Consider the following 17818-nt stretch of genomic DNA (forward strand, 5'->3'; position numbering starts at 1 on the left):
GGGCGGGCGGGGGGCTGGGTCAGGTGTCCGATGGGGGCTCCAGTTGCGGCTGCACATCGATCAGGTGGAACTGCGGGTCCGGCGGGTTGTGCCGGGTGGCGGTGTAGACCGGTTCTTCCTCGGCGGTGCGACGGTCCAGCTTTTCGATGAAGATGTCCTCGGCCTTCAGCGTCGCGCTTTCGGTGTAGAACCCGATATGGCCGTCGCAATAGCCGTCGTCGACGACGCACAGCGTGACCTGACCGTTCAGCGAGAACTCGATGTACGAACCGTGGGTGACGACCTCGACGTCGATGTCCGTGGCTTGGAAAAGCGGGACGAAGTTGCCCGCCTGAAGCGTCTCGTACCGGAAGGCGTGCTCGAACTCGGGCCGCGGGTTCGCGCCCCAGCGGCGCAGTTGGGCGTAGCCCTTCCACAGGTCGAGCGCGAGGTAATAGCCGTCGCCTTCTTCGCTGACCCGCAGCACCAGCCCGCATTTGCCGTGACCGTCCAGCGTGATGCGGGCGCGCAGGCGGAAATCCTCGTGCTGGCCGGGCAGCAGGAAGGCCTCGAACCCCGAGGGGCAGGACATGGAGATGGCGTTCTCGCCGCAGGTCATGGTCGCGTTGGGGTTGCCATACAGCTGGCTCATCTCGGACGAGCGGGTGATCTGCACCGGGCGGTGCGCCAGCGCGTCGAAGCCCGAGAAGGACTTGAGCAGCAGGCGCCCGCGGCGGTCGGTGATCAGTTCCTTCGGCGGCGGCAGCATCCGGGCGATGACCTCGCGGCCATAGATGATTTCCTTGCGCTGGAAGAAATTGAACAGCAGCCAGCGGTCGCCGACCTTGCAGACCCGCGCGGCGTAGTTGCCCTTGGGCAGCAGCACGTTGTCGGCAAAGTTCATGAACGGCCCGCCGATGTCGTCGGCGTACCAGTAGTGGATCTTGGTATCCTCGCGGATCGACCCGATCAGATAGACCTTGTCGTCCAGCCGGAACAGGTTCGGCACCTCGACGTCGTCGTACAGGCCGGGGCGGTACAGCGGCGGTTCGAACTGCCAGTCGTTGGCGGCGGTCTCGCGCGCGACGCTGACACAGCCGCGCCGTATCACCGGCCCCTCGTTCACCCGCGCCGCCGCCAGAAGCAGGCGGTCGCCTGTCTCGGGGTCGTGGTAGAAGAACGGGTCCCGGAACGAGACCCAGTTGCGGCCCTCGTCCGAGCTGCATTCGTACCACTGGCCGGACACTTCCAGCGGGTAGGCCGGGTCTTCGGACCGGGTCCACGTATAAAGGTCGTCCGACACCGCCAGCCCGACGCGCTGCACGCGTCCGTATTCGTGGCGGCTGAGGCCGGTGTAGAACATGCGCCAGCGGCCTGGCACGTCCGGGTCGGCCGTGACGTGCATCGTCCACAGCATGTCGTCGTCCCATGCGCCGGGATCGTCGACGAACAGCGCGTTCTGGACCCGGCGCCACGTCATGCCGTCGCGGCTGACCGCATGGGCGATGAAATCGTGGTTCGGAAGAACAAGGTGAAAGAGGTGATATTCGCCGTCGTGGTAGACGACGTCGACGTCCCCGATGTCGGAGCGCAGGAAACCGTGAGAAGCGTACATGCGCCAAGCATGTAGCGCCCGGCGGCGGGTTGCAAATCCCCGCTGTCGCTGCGGAAGAGCCAAATGCCGCACCGGGCCCCGGTTTGCACCGGATGAACCGTGCCATGTGTCGTTCGCATATCGCACTGCCGAAAAAGTGACCACATGCACCTTTAGCGCACAATAATTGGGCGAAACCCACGGACCTGTGGGATGCTGCAATGCCAAAACCGACGCTGACGCTCCGCCCAGCGTCATCGCCGCCGTATCAACGCGCTCGGAAGTTCCGAATCCAATCGGGGCTTTCGGAAGTGCCGGTGCCGCGTTCATGGCTGTCCGCGACCCCCGGCATGGGTGCAACAAGAACGGCGGGGGAGTAGCCGGCAGACTTGGTGTCACGGGAGAGGTTCCGCTTGGTCTGCCTGCAATAATCTTCACGCCAGAATCCGAAGGGATGGATACATGTCTAAATTCACCAAGGCCCTGCTTGGCGCGACTGCCGTTGCCGCGTTCGCAAGCCACGCCTCTGCGCAGGATGTGGCCTGCCCGATCAAGGTCGGCGTGCTGCACTCGCTGTCCGGTACGATGGCGATTTCCGAGACCACGCTGAAAGACACCATGCTGATGCTCGTCGAGCAGCAGAACGAAAAGGGTGGCGTTCTGGGCTGCGAACTGGAAGCTGTCGTGGTCGACCCGGCGTCGGACTGGCCGCTGTTCGCTGAAAAAGCGCGCGAACTGCTGACGGTGCACGAAGTCGACGTGATGTTCGGCAACTGGACCTCGGTGTCGCGGAAATCCGTCCTGCCGGTGATCGAAGAACTGAACGGCCTGTTGTTCTACCCGGTGCAGTACGAAGGTGAAGAGTCGTCCAAGAACGTCTTCTACACCGGCGCCGCCCCGAACCAGCAAGCGATCCCGGCTGTCGACTATTTCCTTGAGGAACTGGGCGTCGAGAAGTTCGCGCTGCTGGGCACCGACTATGTCTACCCGCGCACCACGAACAACATTCTCGAGTCCTACCTGCAGGACAAGGGCATCGCCGCCGAGGACATCTTCGTCAACTACACGCCCTTCGGCCACTCGGACTGGGCGACCATCGTCGCCGACGTGCGTGAACTGGCCGCCGACGGCAGCCAAGTCGGCGTGATCTCGACCATCAACGGCGACGCCAACGTCGGCTTCTACAAGGAACTGGCCGCCGCTGGCGTCGACGCCGCCGACATCCCCGTCGTCGCCTTCTCGGTGGGCGAAGAGGAACTGTCGGGTCTCGACACCTCGGATCTGGTCGGCCACCTGGCCGCGTGGAACTACTTCATGTCCGCCGACACCGACGCCAACGAGGAATTCATCGCCGCATGGCACGAGTTCATCGGTGACGACGCGCGCGTGACCAACGACCCGATGGAAGCCCACTACATCGGCTTCAACATGTGGGTGAACGCGGTCACCGAGGCCGGCACCACCGACGTCGACGCCGTGCGCGAAGCGATGTGGGGCCAAGAGTTCCCGAACCTGACCGGCGGCACCGCCGTGATGGGCGTGAACCACCACCTGTCCAAGCCGGTGCTGATCGGCGAGATCCTTGCCGACGGTCAGTTCGACATCATCTCGGAAACCGATCCGGTTCCGGGCGACGCATGGACCGACTTCCTGCCGGAATCGGCTGTCCTGAAGTCGGATTGGAAAGATCTCGAGTGCGGTATGTACAACACCGAGACCGAGACCTGCGTGCAGATCGAATCCAACTACTGATCTGACCCGACCAAAGGGTGGGGGGCCGACCGTGGTCCCCCGCCTGCATCTCTAGAAGTCTGCGGCACCGCGAAGCCGCACAACGTCCGGGACCGCGCATGAACCGCCTCCACCGACTTCTTGCCGCTTGTCTGCTGACCCTGCTGCTTCCCGCCGCCGTCATGGCGCAGGAGACCGAAGAGCTCAGCGAGATCCAGGCCCTTCTGCAGGAACACCGCGAGATCATCGAAGACAGTTCGCGCCGCACCATCGGCCCGGCCATCGACGCCATCGCGGCCAGTGGCATTCCGGCGGCGCAGGACGTGCTGGAACGCTGGCAGGCGCGCGAGCTGTGGCAGCGCACCGACGACGGCCTGTTCTTCTTTACCGAGGACGCGGGCGAGGACGCCGACGGCGAGGACTTGCTGACCCTGATCGACATCGCGACCGGGGACGAGGTGGGCACCGCGCTTGAAGACGACATGGACCAACTGCGCCCCAACAGCGGCATCCAGCGGATGATGGCTGCGGCGCTGGTCCGCTTTCAGTTGACCGACCCCAGCGTGATCGTCCGGACCGAGGCGCTGGACGCCATCGCCCGCAGCCCCGAGGAATCACACCTCGCCGTCCTGCGTGACGCGATCGAGCAGGAAGAGAACGCCGCGATCCGTCAGCGCATGGACCGTCTGAGCCGCCTTCTGACCATCCAGTTCGCCGAAAGCGACGCCGAACGGATCGAGGCGATCGAAAGCTTTGGCGGCGACCTGTCGCTGGACGTGCGGGCTACGCTGAACCCGCTGGTGCAGACCCGGCTGGAAGTGGCCGAAGGCGCCGCGCCGGAAGGCGAACAGGTGGCCCGCGTGCTGCGCCCCGGCTCCGAGGCGCTGAGCAAGGCCGACGCCTATGCGCTGCTGGTCGAGGACGAGCTTGCCCCGCCGCTGATCAGCGGCGACGACCAGAAGGCCGCGCTGGTGGCGAATATCGCCGACGGGCAGGTGGCCGGCATTCAGGTCGCCGACCTGAACACCGACGACGCCCGCGATCTGGCCTATGCGGAACTGGTCCGGCAGGGCGCGGTCGAAGCCGCCGCCACCGAGGACGAGATCGACGAAATCATCGAGGGCTATGCCTTCTACGAGGTCTACACCGCGACCTCGCCCGAGGTTGTCGCCGCCGCGCTGGGCGCGCTGCGGGCCATCGACCGGACGGTCGCGATCCACCAGTTCCTTGACCTGACGCTGGACGCGCTGTCGCTGGCGTCGATCTATTTCCTTGCCGCCATCGGCCTTGCCATCACCTTCGGCGTCATGCGGGTGATCAACATGGCGCATGGCGAGTTCATCATGATGGGCGCCTACACCGGCTATGTCGTGCAGCAGTTCATCCCGAACTACACCGCGTCCATCGCCGTCGCTATTCCGCTGGCGTTCCTTGTGACCTTCTCTGCCGGTGTGGCGATGGAACGGCTGGTGATCCGCTGGCTGTACCACCGCCCGCTGGAAACCCTGCTGGCGACCTTCGGCATCTCGATCGCGCTGCAACAGCTGGCCAAGAACATCTTCGGCACGCAGGCGCGTCCGCTGACCTCGCCCGACTGGCTGGGCGGCGCGCTGGTGTTCAACGACGTGGTCTCGATCAGCTATATCCGGGTGGCGATCTTCGTGCTGGCGCTGATCTTCCTTGGCGTGTTCCTGTTCATCATGAACAAGACGCGCGTGGGGCTAGAGGTGCGGGCCGTGACCCAGAACCCGCGCATGGCCGCGTCGATGGGGATCAACCCCGACAAGATCAACATGCTGACCTTCGGCCTTGGGTCCGGCATCGCGGGCATCGCGGGTGTCGCCATCGGCCTGTACGCGCAGGTGACGTCGGAAATCGGTCAGGCCTATATCGTGCAGTCGTTCATGACCGTGGTCGTCGGCGGTGTCGGCAACATCTGGGGCACCCTGCTGGGCGCCACGCTGATCGGCTTCCTTCAGAAGTTCATCGAATGGTTCAACCCGTCCAACACGCTGGCGGCCCAGACCTACATGATCATTTTCATCATCATTTTCATCCAGTTCCGGCCAAGGGGTCTTATCGCCCTCAAGGGCCGCGCGGCGGAGGCATAGGCATGAATATCCACGCCCCGACCTTCGCCCGTACCGCGCCGGACCGCATTTCAAAGAGGACGTTCCATGCCTCGGATTGCCCATTGCCTGTTCGCCGCCCTGCTGGCCGCCGCGCTGGCGCTGCCGTCGCCGTCCAAGGCGCAGGGCATGGACATCGTGTTCGAGACGCCGTCGGGCAACATCGAGTGCACGATGGTGTTCAAGATGAACGCCAGCTACATCGTCTGCACCATCGTCCAGCGCAATCCCGGACCCACGGCATTGCCGCGACCGGCGGATTGCACCGGGTACTGGGGGCACAGCTTCACGATGCTAGACACCGGCCCGGCCAGCCTGCGCTGCGAGCCGACGCCGCCGCGGGACACCTGGATCGAGAGCAAGCTGAACTATGGCGAGACGGCACCCTATCGCGGCCTGACCTGCACCTCGACCGCCAGCGGTCTGCAGTGTGTGAACACGGACGGGCACGGGTTCTTCCTGTCCCGTGCGCGGCAGGCCGTTTTCTGATCGACGCCCACACGACAGGGGAAGCCACGCGATGACCGCCACCACCACCAATCCCGCGATGGGCGGCGGCCGCCGCACGCCTTTCGTGATGCGCAACCCGTCGGTGCTGATCTTTCTGGCCTGCCTTGCGGTGTTCACCGTGGGCGTCACGATCCTGTCCGAGGGCTTCGGCATCGGCGTGATCTCGACCTCTTTCATCAAGACGCTGGGCAAGACGCTGTGCCTGTGCCTGATCGCCGTCGCGATGGACGTGGTCTGGGGCTATACCGGCATCCTGTCGCTGGGCCATTTCGCTTTCTTCGGGCTGGGCGGCTATGCCATCGGCATGTGGCTGATGTACGAACGCACCCGGCTGATCGTGGCCGAGTCGATGTCGAACGCGGCCCTGCCACCGACGCCAGAGGAAATCTCCAGCGGCATTGCCACGCAGATCTTCGGCGTCGTCGGGGCGTCGGACTTCCCGCCGATCTGGGCTTTCGCCCATTCCCTGCCGCTGCAGCTTCTGGCGGTGGTGCTGGTGCCGGGGCTGCTGGCGCTGGTGTTCGGCTGGCTAGCCTTCCGCAGCCGGGTGACGGGCGTTTACCTGTCGATCCTGACGCAGGCGATGACGCTGGCGCTGTCGCTGTACCTGTTCCAGAACGACAGCGGCCTGCGCGGCAACAACGGCCTGTCGGGCTTGCAGAACCTGCCGGGCGTCACCGCCAGTCAGGACATCGTGTCGATGTGGTTCCTGTGGGCCTCGGCGCTGGCGCTGGGCGCGGGCTATGTTCTGTGCGCGTGGGTGGTGTCGGGCAAGTTCGGCTCGGTCATCCGCGGCATCCGCGACGACGAGGCACGGGTGCGGTTCCTTGGCTACTCGGTCGAGGGCTACAAGCTGTTCGTCTTCACCTTCACCGCCATCATCGCCGGTATCGCGGGGGCGCTGTACTATCCGCAGGCGGGCATCATCAACCCGGCCGAGATCGCGCCGATCGCGTCGATCTACCTTGCGGTCTGGGTGGCGATCGGTGGCCGCGGGCGGCTGTACGGTGCGGTGATCGGCGCGGCCTTCGTGTCGCTGGTGTCGACCTACTTCACCGGCGGGCAAGCCCCGTCGATCAACCTTGGTTTCTATACGATCAACTGGGTCGACTGGTGGCTGATCCTGCTGGGCCTGACCTTCGTGCTGGTCACGCTGTTCTTCCCGAAAGGCATCGGTGGGCTGTTCGACCTGCTGGCCGACCGCCGGTCGCCCGACCGGCACGGCGCCGATCTTGGCCCCGATCAGGGCGCCCTGCGTGAAAAGGAGGCCGACGAATGAACGCCGCAGCCGCAGCCGCCGCCACGCCCGCCGCCCGGAAGGACCGCCTGCTGGAAGTCTCCGGCGTGTCGGTGTCGTTCGACGGGTTCAAGGCGATCAACAACCTATCCTTCTCGATCGGCAAGGCCGAGCTGCGCGCGGTCATCGGACCGAACGGCGCGGGCAAGACCACCTTCATGGACATCGTCACCGGCAAGACCCGGCCGGACGAGGGCAGGGTGATCTGGGGCGACCGCAGCATCTCGCTGCTGCGGATGAACGAGGCGAAGATCGCGCAGGCCGGGGTGGGCCGCAAATTCCAGCGCCCCACAGTGTTCGAGGACCAGTCGGTGTTCGACAACCTGCTGATGGCGCTGCGCAACGCGCGCTCGGCATGGTCGGTGCTATTCTATCGGCCCACGGACGAGGACCGGGCGCGGGTCGTGACCCTTGCCGAAGAGATCGGGCTGGACAGCCAGCTGGCGCGCAAGTCGGGCGAGCTGTCGCACGGCCAGAAGCAGTGGCTGGAGATCGGCATGCTGCTGGCGCAGGAACCGCAGCTGCTGCTGGTCGACGAACCGGCGGCGGGCATGACCCCGGCGGAACGCGAGCACACCACGGATATCCTCAAGGAGGCCGCGAAGACCCGCGCCGTGGTCGTGGTCGAGCACGACATGGAATTCGTGCGGCGGCTGGAGTGCAAGGTGACCGTCCTGCACGAGGGCTCGGTGCTGGCCGAAGGCTCGCTGGACCACGTCACGAAGAACGAACAGGTGATCGAGGTGTACCTTGGCCGCTGACACGACACGCGCCCCGTCGCACCGCCCCGCGAAGGCAGGAGACTGACATGCTGGATACCCGCGATCTTACGCTCCACTACGGCGGCAGCCAGATCCTGTACGGCATCGACCTGTCCGCCGAGGCCGGCAAGGTGACCTGCGTGATGGGCACCAACGGGGTGGGCAAGACCTCGCTTCTGAAGGCGCTGTCGGGCACCCACCAAAGGACCGCCGGCAGCTACAAGCTGGACGGCGAAGACATCGGCCGGATCCCGGCGCACATGCTGGCGCAGAAGGGCATCGGCTACGTGCCGCAGGGCCGCGACATCTTCCCGCTGATGACGGTGCGCGAGAACATGGAAACGGCCTATGCCTGCCTGCCGAAGTCGGAGCATCACATCCCCGACGAGATCTTCGAGCTGTTCCCGATCCTGAAGGATTTCATGAACCGCCGCGGCGGCGACCTGTCCGGCGGCCAGCAGCAACAGCTTGCGATTGCCCGCGCGATGATCACCAAGCCGAAGGTCCTGCTTCTGGACGAACCGACCGAGGGCATTCAGCCGAACATCATCCAGCAGATCGGCCGGGTGATCGAGTACCTGCGCGACCGCGGCGACATGGCGATCATCCTTGTGGAACAGTATTTCGCCTTCGCCTACGACCTTGCCGACACGTTCTACGTGCTGGAACGCGGCGCGGTCACCATGTCCGGCGCAAAATCCGAACTGAAGCGCGAAGACCTGCTCGCCGCCGTCTCCGTCTGAGGCCCGCGTGAAAGGGGCGCTGCCCCCGCCGCACCTGCGGTGCGGCTCCCCCCGCCTTTTTAAGGGTATCGGGGCAAAGCCTCCCGACTTCTTAGAGGTAGTCGGGGCAAAGCCCCAATTCGCCGTTTCGGATCAGTAGTCTCGTTCGAAGTAGATCCCGATGCCGGTGTCGCCGGTCGAGGTGACCCGGCCGCGCGCGGTGACGGAGGGCGTGATCTGCAGGTTCAGCTCGACGTCGGTCTCGCCCGTCGCGTTCACCGTGACGTCGGTATAAAGGTTGTCGCTCAGGTATTTGCCCGCCGTAACCTCGGCGGTGCCGTCCGCGTCGGTGGTGACGTCAAGGTCGTCGAGGCCGACGTTGGTGCGCAGGCGTCCGACGATGCCTTCGCCACCGCCGCCCGCAAGGGTACGGATCGCGAGGGCGAGTTGGACCGCCTGCAGCGCCGAGATTTCCTTGATCCCGCGGTCGAACAGGAGGCGCGCGAGGACTTCTTCTTCGGGCAGTTGCGGTTGCGAGGTCACTTGCAGGTCGGGGTTTGACGCGAAGCCCTCGATTACGATCTGCACCGTGATGTCGCCCGACACCGTCGCGGCCACCAGCCGGATGTAGGGATCGAAGTTGCCTTGCAGTTGCAGGCTGCCCTCGGTCAGTTCCAGCCGTTCGCCAAGGATGTCGAGCCGGCCCCGGATCAGGTCGATGGAGCCTTCGGTGAAGATGTTGTTGGTGGTGCCGCCCAGCCGGATCTGGCCGCCCATCTCGGCGTCGAGGCCGCGACCGCGGATGAAGATCTGCTGCGGCGCGCGGATCAGGATGTCGAGCCCATAGCCGGGGCCCGAGGCGCCGCCGCCACCGGATGCATCGCCCATGTCGCGCAGCAGGCCGGCGCGGTCGCGGGTGCGGCGCACTTCGGCCGGTTCGTTGATGTGCACGAGGCTGGGCAGGCTGCCCGAGGACAGGCCGCCGGTGTTGGGGATGCGCACCTCGACCGCGTCCAGCGAGAGGTCGCCCGAGATATTGGCGCCGCCGGTCAGGCCGCCGTCGAGCCCGACGGTGCCGGAGACGGTGGTTTCGTAAAAGCCGGGCTCGGCGACGACCACGCGTTGCAGGTTGATCCCGAGGTTGGCGTTGAACGGTGCGCTGAGCGTTATGGGACCGGACACCGTGATGCGGCCGCCGTTCGACACGCCGGTTTCGGCGGTGATGTTGGCGCGGCCGCCGCCAAGCTGCGCGGTGACGTTCATCGGGGCCAGCCGGATCCGAAGCGCGGGCAGGGTGACGCCCGCGCCGTTCGAGGTCACGGTGCCCGACAGCGAATTCAGCGCGAGGGGGCCGTTCAGCGAAAGGTTGAACCGGGCCAGCCCGTCGACAAGGCGCGGGGCTATGAAGCCGTTCGCCAGTTCCAGCGGCGCGCTGCCGTTGATCGACAGGTCGGCGGTCGAGAAGTCCTGCGCGAAGCTGCCCGAGGTGGTGCCGGACATGCCGCCCGGGCCGGTCAGCGAGGTGTCGATCTGCCAGCCGTTCCCCGACGAGGACAGCGTGCCCGAGGCGGTGGCCGGGCCGTTGATGCCGGGCGCCAGCAGGCCGACGTTGGCCAGCCGCACGTCGTAGCGGCCGGAGCCGCCTGTGTCGGCGCTGCCCTGGCCCGAGACCTCGGCGGTCAGTTGCGGGTTCTCGAAGGTGGCGCGGTCGATGGTCAGCACGCCATCGGCATCAAGCGCCACGGCGACGCGCAGGTCGCTGGTGCCCGATAGCAGCGGGTCCGCCGCCGCGATGCCCGACCGCAGGCCGGTGCCGGTGGCCGACAGGTCGGCGGTCAGGGTCATGTCCGACAGGTCGCCCTGCGCACTGGCGTCCAGCGACAGGGCACCGCCAAGGTTCAGCCCCGCGATGGCGCCGAAGGGCGCGAGCGAGGCGATGTCCGCGTCGACGTCGGCGCGGAAGGGGCCGGGCTGGCCATCGACCAGCGTCAGCGCGCCGTCGATACGGCCCTCGGTGTCTCCGGGGCCGGTCAGGTCGGCGTCCAGCGCAAGGTCGTCGCCGTCGCGGGTCAACTGGCCGTTCAGTCCGATGGCGCCGGTCAGTCCCTGCGCCACGGCGCCGGCGCTGGCCAGCCGCACGTCAAAGCCGACGTCGGCGGTGGTCGCGCCGACCGTGCCCTCGACCGAGGCAGCCAGTTGGTCGCTGTCGAACCGGGCGCGGTCGAAGGTCAGCAGCCCGTCGCCGTCACGGGTGACCGCGACGTCCAGCGTGCTGTCGCCAGCGATCAGCGGATCGACGGCGGCGATGCCGGTGCCAAGGTTGCGGCCCTCGGCGTTGAGCGCGGCGGTGACGCTGAGGTCGGACAGGTCGCCTTGGGCGCCGAAGTCCAGCGACAGGGCGCCGGACAGGTCCAGACCGGCCAGCGGTGCGAAGGGGGCGAGGTCGCCGACCGTCGCATCGCCGCTGGCGCGGAACGGGCCGGGGCCGTCGTCGGTCAGGGTCACCTGCGCGGTGACCGTGCCGCCGGTGTTGCCCGGCGCCGAGAAGCCGCCGTTCAGCGTTACGTCCTGCCCGTCGCGGTTCAGGGTGCCGGTCAGCGTCGCCGGTCCGCTGAGGTCGTCGAGGATCAGCGCCACGTCCACCAGCCGCGCATCGAAGTCGATGGCGCCGGTCTGGCCGTCGATGGTGCCGCCGAGATCGGCAGAGACCTGATCGTTTTCGAACCGCGAGTCGCGGAAGGTCAGCGTGCCGTCCCCGTCGCGGGTCACGTCGATCGCCAGCGTGCTGGTGCCCGCCATTAGCGTGTCCGCGATGTCGTTTCCGATCGCAACGTCGGTGGCGGTGCCGTTGACGCTGGCTTCGAAGCTCATGTCCGACAGGTCGCCGCGACCTGCCAGCGTCACATTCGCGGCGCCGTTCAGGTCGGCGCCCGCAAGGTCGGCATAGGCCGCAAGATCCGCGATGGCGATTTCGGCGATGCCGTTGACCGGTCCGGGTTCGCCGTCGGGCAGCGACACGGTGGCGTCGATGTCGGCGCGGACGCCGCCGGGGGCTTCGAGGTTGGTGGTCAGGGTCCAGTCCTCGTCGACCTGCACGGCGGTGCCGGTCAGCGAGACCGGGCCGTCCAGCCCTTCGGCGACAAGGCCCGCCTCGCGCAGGCGCAGCGCGAACTGGGCCTGACTGTCGCCCGAGGCAAGGTCGGCGGTCGCGGTCAGCTCCGTCTCGGGCGTGGTGATGCCGAAGTCGGTCAGCCGGGTGCCGTCCTCGTCGCGGGTGATCTGGCCCTGAAGCTGGCCGTCGCCGCCGATCAGCGGATCGACCACGGCGTTGCCGATGGCAAGGTCGCCGGTGCTGCCGCCCAGCGTCAGGTCGAAGCTGCCGCTAAGGGGTTCCATCCGGCCGCTGACGGACAGGTCCGCCGAACCGGACAGGTCGGTCCCCGCCAGCGCGGAGAAGCGCGACAGGTCGCCGGCGCGCAGGCCGACGCGGCCAAGGATGTCCAGCCCTAGCCCTTCTTCGGGCAAGTCCAGCGTGGCGTCGCCGGTCAGCACGGTGTCGCCTGCGGTCACGTCCAGCCCGATAAAGCGCAGCGTCTGCCCTTCGGTGAAGTCGAAGCCAAGCGCGCCGGTCACGGTTTCGCCCACGGCTGCCTGCAGCGCGGGGTCGGGCAGGGCGATGCCGCCGACGTCCAGTTCCATCTGGCCGGTGACCTCGCCGATGGCGTTGCCTTCGCCGCGCACGATGCCGCCCTGTCCGGTCAGGGCGGCGCGGCCGATCTCGATCCCGTCGCGGCGGAAGCCGTCGGCTGTCAGCGCGGCGGTCCACGTGTCGCCGTCGGTGCTGTCGAAGTCGATCGCCAGTTCGACGCCCTGCACCCACGTTTCGGGTCCGGCAAGCGGCAGCAGCACCTCGTTGCCATCGGGCGGGGTGATCGCGCCAGTGACGTCGATGCGCACGGGCCAGCTGTCGCTGTCGAGTTGCACGGCGCCGTTCAGCACCAGCGACTGGGTTTCCACCGACAGCTGTTCAAGGTCCAGACCGCCCGCGCCCAGCAGGGTGCCCGCCACGGTCAGCGCGACGTCGTTGCCGAGGAAATCGCGGTAGTCGGGCAGGAACAGCGGTGCAAGGTCGCCCGCAAGGTCCAGACCGAACCTGCGGTCGGCCTCGCCTTCGCCATCGTCGGCGCCGAACGCGCCAAGGGTGGCGGTGCCGCTGAGGCGTTCCTCGCCATCGGTCAGCAGAAGGATGTCGGCGTTGAAGTCGTCGGCGGATCCGTCGCCCTGCACGGTCAGGTCGACCGCAGGCTCGCCGGGCAGGCCGATCAGGCTGGCGGCGATGCCGCCGGGGCCTTCGCGGAACGACAAGTCGAGGTTCAGCGCGCCGGTGGCGTTCGAGTAGGACCCCGCTAGGGCGATGTCGCCTTCGGGGCCGTCCAGCCGGGTGATCTGCAGGTCGGCTTCGCCCTCGCCGCCGGCAAGGCTGGCGCTGCCATCCAGCGTGATCGCGACGGCCTCGCCCAGAAGCGGTTCGCCCAGTTCGGCGCGTTCGATGGCCAGCGTGGCGATGTCGATGGACACTGGCAGGTCGGGCAGGGCGAAGGGCGTCGCCTCGGGCGTGGGCAGATCGTCGGAGGTGCCGGTGTCGGGCACGCGCTCGATCACCAGTCGTTCGGCGGACAGTTCGTTCACCTCGACCCGTCCGCGCAGGAGGGCAGAGCGGTTCCAGTTCAGCACCGCGCCTTCCAGCCGCAGCCAGACGCCGTCGTCGTCCGAGATCGTCAGGCTGTCCAGCGTCGCGTTCGAGGACAGCGCACCGCTGAACCCTTCGATCCGGACGTCGCGCCCGGCGTCGGACAGGTTGTCTTCGATGAAGGCCTGCAGGATGCCGCGGTCGCGTTCTTCTTCCTCGGCGGGGGCGTCGGGCGTGCTGTCCGAGTCAGCCTGAGCAAGAAGCTGACCCGGCAGGGCCAGCATGAGAATCAACAGAAGGTGGCGCATCAGAATGCCTGCCCGATACCGATGTAGATTTGGACACCGTCGCCGGTGTCACCGCTGGTGGGATAGGCGACGTCGAACCGGATCGGCCCGATGCCGGTCATGTAGCGCACGCCAAGCCCCGCGCCCGAGTGCCAGTCGCCGCTGCCGTCATAGAACTGTTCCGCGCCGATATAGCCGGCGTCCGCGAAGGCCACGAGACCGATGGTGTCGGTGATCTCGGTGCGGACCTCGGCGGAGAAGCCAAGGAAGCTGCGGCCGCCCAGCGTGTCGCCGCCGCCGAGGTCGACGTTGAGCGACTGGTAGGGATGGCCGCGCACGGTGCCGGACCCGCCGGAATAGAACAGCATGTCGGGGTGCGTTCCGGTGGTGCTGGCCCCGGCGATAGAGCCGAACTGCAACCGTCCGGCCAGAACCACGCGCTGATCGTCGCCGAACCCGTAATAGCCGCGCGCGTCGCCGTAGGTGCGCACGCCGCTTTCGGTGTCGTTCAGCCCGACGAAGGGGGTGATGTCGAGATTGACGTAGAACCCTTCCTTAGGGTTCAGACTGTCGTCGCGCCGGTCGTAGGTGGCGCTGATCGGCAGTTTGAACAGCGAGAAGGTCCGTTCGCCAAGCGCGTCCTCGGTTTCCGAGTAGAAATAGGCCAGCGAGGCGTCGAGCTGGAAGTTGCCGCCGACGCGGCGGGTGATGCCGAAGCCGACCTCGACCTGTTCGGACAGATAGTCGGCCTCGTCCAGACGTTCCAGCGTGCCATAGGTGAAGGCCGTCGTCTCGGGGCCGATGGGGGCGGGCACGGTCAGGCGTCCGCCCAGCGTGTAGTCCATGCCGCTGTTGCCGCTGCCGATGTTGGCGACCTCGGCGTCAAAGCGCAGACGTTCGGCGCCGCCGAAAATGTTGCGGTGCATCCAGAACGCGGTGACGCGGCCACCGTCAAGCGACGACACCTCGGCGCCGACACCGATCCGGCGCCGCTTGGCGTCTTCCAGCGTCAGAAGCATGTCCATCTCGCCGTCGGCGCTGAGCGTGTCGGCTTCTTCCAGCGCGACGGCGCGCCACGCACCGGCACGGCGCAGGCGGTCGGCGACGCGCTTGGCTTCCTCGGGCGAGAACGGGTCGCCGCGGTCCAGCCCGGCGATCCGGCGGATCGCTTCGGCGCGGACGCGGCTTTCGCTTTGGATCACCAGACGGCCGAACTTGACCGGCGGGCCGGGGTTCAGCGCGATGACGCTGTCGAGCGTCGCGTTCTCGTGGTCGGCCACGACGCGTTCGCCGGCGACCTCGACCTTGGCGTGGCTCGCGTCGCGCCAGCCGTCGGCGGCGGCATCGACGGCGCTGCGCACCACCGGGGCCCTTGCGGGCTGGCCGGGCGCGAAGCCTTCGGGGATCTCGGTGCCGGGGGCCAGCGGGCCGATGCGGGCGTCGCCGAACCGGAACGGACGCCCCGGGCGCACGTTGATCGCGACCTCGGTGATCCGGTCGGGCGCGCGCAGCAGCGGGGTCGCCGCCGCCTCGCGTCCGTCGACGTAAATGTTGATGACGCCGCCGTAATAACCTTCGGCGTACAGCACATCGAGCAGGCGGGCATAGTCAGACAGGGCCGAGGCGAAGACGTTGTCTGCCTCGGTCCGGCCTTCGGTCTTGGCGGCCACCACGAGCGAGGCGCTGACGATCGCGTCCTCAAGATCGCCGTCGTTGCCTTCGACGTGGATCCGGATGCGATCCAAAGCCTGTGCACTGGTTGTCAGGAAAAGCCCGGCGAGTGTCGCCGTCGCAAGCTTTCCGAAATACCCGACGAGGTCGGTTCTCACGCTACTGCCCCCTTATTCTCCGCAAAACTCCGGAGTGCCCCGAGGCTATCCGCCATTCCGGCGGTCATCTACCACAAATAGCCCGCGACGCGGCTTTTAGGACTAGATAGCTGCCTGCCAAGGAAAGTCACGACGGATTTTCGGGCGTGTTTTCCTGAGCGTCCGCAGGGGGTTCGTGATCGCTGTTCAACTCTTCGCGAATTTCGGCGTCGCTTGCCGCAAGCACCGCCGTCGCCGGTGTCGCGTTCTTGGCCATCGGCGTTGCCGAGAACGACTGCTTGTCCGCATCGGGCACCGCAGAGCGGGCTCGAATCCGGTAGACCGTGAACAGGATCAGGAGGATATGCGACGCGATTGAAGTGGCGAACAGGCCCGCAGGTCCGATCTGTGACATCCCGACACCGGCGATCAGCGGCCCGGCGATTCCCCCGAATCCGAACACCATCAGCAAGCCGCCCGAAACCTGAATCGCGGTGCCCTCGGCTGCGTGGTCATTCGCGTGCGCAAGGATCACCGGGTACATCGAGAAGATTGCGGCGCCGAAGCCTGCGGCCAACGCAAGGTTCGCGGCTTGGTTGGCGGGTTGCCACAGGATGAAGGCCAGCTCCGAGCTGGCGGCGACCACGGCCAGCCCGACCAGAACCCAGCGCCGGTCGGTGCGGTCCGACAGGTAGCCCACCGGCACCTGCGCCACCGCGCCGGCCAGAACGGGGAGCGACGCGAACAGCGCGATCGACGTCAGTTCCAGCCCCACGCGTTCGGCGTAGACCGCGCTGAGCGTTCCGAAGGCGCTGTTGGAAATGCCGACGAGAAACACGCCGAACAGCGCCACCGGCGAATTCCGCAGCAGGCCACGCAGGTCGATCTTCACGTTGAACAGCGGCTTGGGCGACGCGCTGGACGAGATCGCGGTGGGCACCAGCGCCATGCAGTAGAAGATCGCGCCGACCACGAAGAACAGGAACCCCCGCGTGTCGCCCAGCGTCAGCACCATCTGGCCCGCCGTGGACGAGAACAGGTTCACCATCGTGTAGATGCCGAACACCCGCCCGCGCTCCGACGGCGCGGCGCGCTCGCTCAGCCAGCTTTCGACGATCATCGCCGCGCCCGCGAAGCAGAAGCCCGAGATCGCGCGCAGCGGAATCCACGCCCACGGCGTCAACAGCAGCAGCGACGCAAGGATCGAGATCGCGGCCAGCGCGGCCATCACCCCGAAGGACCGGATATGCCCGACGCGCGACACCAGTCCCGGCGTGGCAAGGCAGCCCGACACATAGCCGATGGCCCAGCCGGTCCCAAGCAGGCCAAGCGAGAAGCTGGAAAAGCCCTCGGCGGTGCCGCGGACGGGCAGGATCAGGCCGTTGACGCCACCAGCGAACAACAGGAAGGCAGACCCAAGAAGCAGGGCGGAGATGGGAAGAAATTGGCGCATGTCAGGTCCGGCAAAGTCAGGGTCGGCAAGAAGACTCGCGCAGGATCATAGCGGCGCTGCCGGGGCTTTCCATTCTTCGCGTGCTGCTGCATCGCGGCGTTCGCGACATGTGGCCAGCGCGACCGAATGACCGCGAAGTATTTTGCGATTTGGCGCACATACCCGGTTTCCAAAAGCGAAATCCCATGATTACCTGCCTGCAAAAGCCAGTCGAAAGCTACCAGGGAGGAACCCACATGCCGACAGTTTCAATGACGGTGAACGGCAAACCCACGTCCGGCGAGGCCGAGGGTCGCACGCTTCTCGTCGATTTCCTGCGCGGGCCGCTGGGTCTGACCGGGACCCACGTCGGCTGCGACACGTCGCAGTGCGGGGCTTGTATCGTTCACGTCAACGGCGAGGCGGTGAAGGCCTGCACCATGTTCGCGGCAGAAGCCGATGGCGCCGAGGTGCAAACCATCGAGGGCATGGCGAACGCCGATGGCTCGCTGAGCGTGATCCAGCAGGCGTTTCAGGACCACCACGGCCTGCAATGCGGCTTCTGCACCCCCGGAATGGTGATGTCTGCGGCGGCTCTGCTGAAGGACAACCCCAAGCCCACCGAGACCGAGATCCGCGATTATCTCGAAGGCAACATCTGCCGGTGCACGGGCTACCACAACATCGTCAAGGCGATCATGGCCGCCAGCGGTCAGGACGTCAGCGCCATCGCCGCCGAATGACAACGGCGCGCCGCCTTATCGTGGTCCTGCCGGCCCGCGTGGCCGGCCATGCGCGGGCGCGGTGCCGGTCCTTCGACGGGGCGGGGGTCTTCGGGACGCCCCGCATTGCGGAACTTTGATGCCGGGGAGAGGAGC

General features: G+C 66.9%; 11 protein-coding genes. 7 read left to right on the forward strand and 4 right to left on the reverse strand.

Translation table 11 applies throughout. The annotated features are described in order from the left end of the window. Window positions 1–19: 19 nt before the first annotated feature. Entirely contained in the window at window positions 20–1594 is a 1575-nt protein-coding gene (locus P1K30_RS00525; protein WP_275630717.1) for a glycoside hydrolase family protein, read from the reverse strand. A 441-nt stretch (window positions 1595–2035) separates the two neighbouring features. Between P1K30_RS00525 and urtA the strand changes: the two genes are divergently transcribed. The 6 genes from urtA (at window position 2036) to urtE (ending at window position 8744) form a co-directional block, all read left to right on the forward strand. Beyond that, window positions 2036–3325 carry an urea ABC transporter substrate-binding protein gene (gene urtA / locus P1K30_RS00530; protein ID WP_275630718.1) on the forward strand — a complete coding sequence of 430 codons (1290 nt, stop codon included), beginning with the start codon at window positions 2036–2038 and terminating at the stop codon, window positions 3323–3325. A 98-nt stretch (window positions 3326–3423) separates the two neighbouring features. Next, a complete protein-coding gene (gene urtB, locus P1K30_RS00535) occupies window positions 3424–5415 on the forward strand; it encodes an urea ABC transporter permease subunit UrtB (protein ID WP_275630719.1) in 1992 nt (663 codons plus the stop codon). A 66-nt stretch (window positions 5416–5481) separates the two neighbouring features. Further along, on the forward strand, window positions 5482–5922 hold the full coding sequence (locus tag P1K30_RS00540) for a DUF6636 domain-containing protein (protein ID WP_275630720.1): 441 nt from the start codon (window positions 5482–5484) through the stop codon (window positions 5920–5922). Window positions 5923–5953: 31 nt separating this feature from the next. After that, complete coding sequence (gene urtC / locus P1K30_RS00545) at window positions 5954–7222, forward strand: urea ABC transporter permease subunit UrtC (protein WP_275630721.1); 1269 nt, start codon at window positions 5954–5956, stop codon at window positions 7220–7222. Next, window positions 7219–8001: an urea ABC transporter ATP-binding protein UrtD gene (gene urtD, locus P1K30_RS00550; protein ID WP_275630722.1), complete on the forward strand. Its 783-nt coding sequence runs from the start codon at window positions 7219–7221 to the stop codon at window positions 7999–8001. Before urtC ends, urtD begins: the two co-directional genes overlap by 4 nt. Before the next feature lie 47 nt (window positions 8002–8048). Then, entirely contained in the window at window positions 8049–8744 is a 696-nt protein-coding gene (gene urtE / locus P1K30_RS00555; protein WP_275630723.1) for an urea ABC transporter ATP-binding subunit UrtE, read from the forward strand. A gap of 132 nt (window positions 8745–8876) precedes the next feature. Here urtE and P1K30_RS00560 read toward each other — a convergent pair whose 3' ends face one another. The 3 genes from P1K30_RS00560 to P1K30_RS00570 all read right to left on the reverse strand — a co-directional run bounded on the left by P1K30_RS00560 (window position 8877) and on the right by P1K30_RS00570 (window position 16961). After that, window positions 8877–13721: a translocation/assembly module TamB domain-containing protein gene (locus P1K30_RS00560; RefSeq protein WP_275630724.1), complete on the reverse strand. Its 4845-nt coding sequence runs from the start codon at window positions 13719–13721 to the stop codon at window positions 8877–8879. Beyond that, window positions 13721–15529 (reverse strand): autotransporter assembly complex protein TamA, encoded by a 1809-nt coding sequence (locus P1K30_RS00565; protein WP_275630725.1) that lies wholly within the window; start codon window positions 15527–15529, stop codon window positions 13721–13723. Before P1K30_RS00565 ends, P1K30_RS00560 begins: the two co-directional genes overlap by 1 nt. Before the next feature lie 127 nt (window positions 15530–15656). Beyond that, window positions 15657–16961: an MFS transporter gene (locus P1K30_RS00570; protein ID WP_275630726.1), complete on the reverse strand. Its 1305-nt coding sequence runs from the start codon at window positions 16959–16961 to the stop codon at window positions 15657–15659. Window positions 16962–17197: 236 nt separating this feature from the next. Between P1K30_RS00570 and P1K30_RS00575 the strand changes: the two genes are divergently transcribed. Continuing rightward, window positions 17198–17683, forward strand: coding sequence for a (2Fe-2S)-binding protein (locus tag P1K30_RS00575; RefSeq protein ID WP_275630727.1), 486 nt, complete (start codon window positions 17198–17200; stop codon window positions 17681–17683). Window positions 17684–17818: the final 135 nt, after the last annotated feature.

The organism is Psychromarinibacter halotolerans (assembly GCF_029168315.1).
GTDB classification, from domain to species: domain Bacteria; phylum Pseudomonadota; class Alphaproteobacteria; order Rhodobacterales; family Rhodobacteraceae; genus Psychromarinibacter; species Psychromarinibacter halotolerans.

What these genes read in the sequence shown, in the direction of transcription:
- P1K30_RS00525 (WP_275630717.1), bottom strand. Translation starts at nt 1,594, where the DNA reads ATGTACGCTTCTCACGGTTTCCTGCGCTCCGACATCGGGGACGTCGAC.
- urtA (WP_275630718.1), top strand. Translation starts at nt 2,036, where the DNA reads ATGTCTAAATTCACCAAGGCCCTGCTTGGCGCGACTGCCGTTGCCGCG.
- urtB (WP_275630719.1), top strand. Translation starts at nt 3,424, where the DNA reads ATGAACCGCCTCCACCGACTTCTTGCCGCTTGTCTGCTGACCCTGCTG.
- P1K30_RS00540 (WP_275630720.1), top strand. Translation starts at nt 5,482, where the DNA reads ATGCCTCGGATTGCCCATTGCCTGTTCGCCGCCCTGCTGGCCGCCGCG.
- urtC (WP_275630721.1), top strand. Translation starts at nt 5,954, where the DNA reads ATGACCGCCACCACCACCAATCCCGCGATGGGCGGCGGCCGCCGCACG.
- urtD (WP_275630722.1), top strand. Translation starts at nt 7,219, where the DNA reads ATGAACGCCGCAGCCGCAGCCGCCGCCACGCCCGCCGCCCGGAAGGAC.
- urtE (WP_275630723.1), top strand. Translation starts at nt 8,049, where the DNA reads ATGCTGGATACCCGCGATCTTACGCTCCACTACGGCGGCAGCCAGATC.
- P1K30_RS00560 (WP_275630724.1), bottom strand. Translation starts at nt 13,721, where the DNA reads ATGCGCCACCTTCTGTTGATTCTCATGCTGGCCCTGCCGGGTCAGCTT.
- P1K30_RS00570 (WP_275630726.1), bottom strand. Translation starts at nt 16,961, where the DNA reads ATGCGCCAATTTCTTCCCATCTCCGCCCTGCTTCTTGGGTCTGCCTTC.
- P1K30_RS00575 (WP_275630727.1), top strand. Translation starts at nt 17,198, where the DNA reads ATGCCGACAGTTTCAATGACGGTGAACGGCAAACCCACGTCCGGCGAG.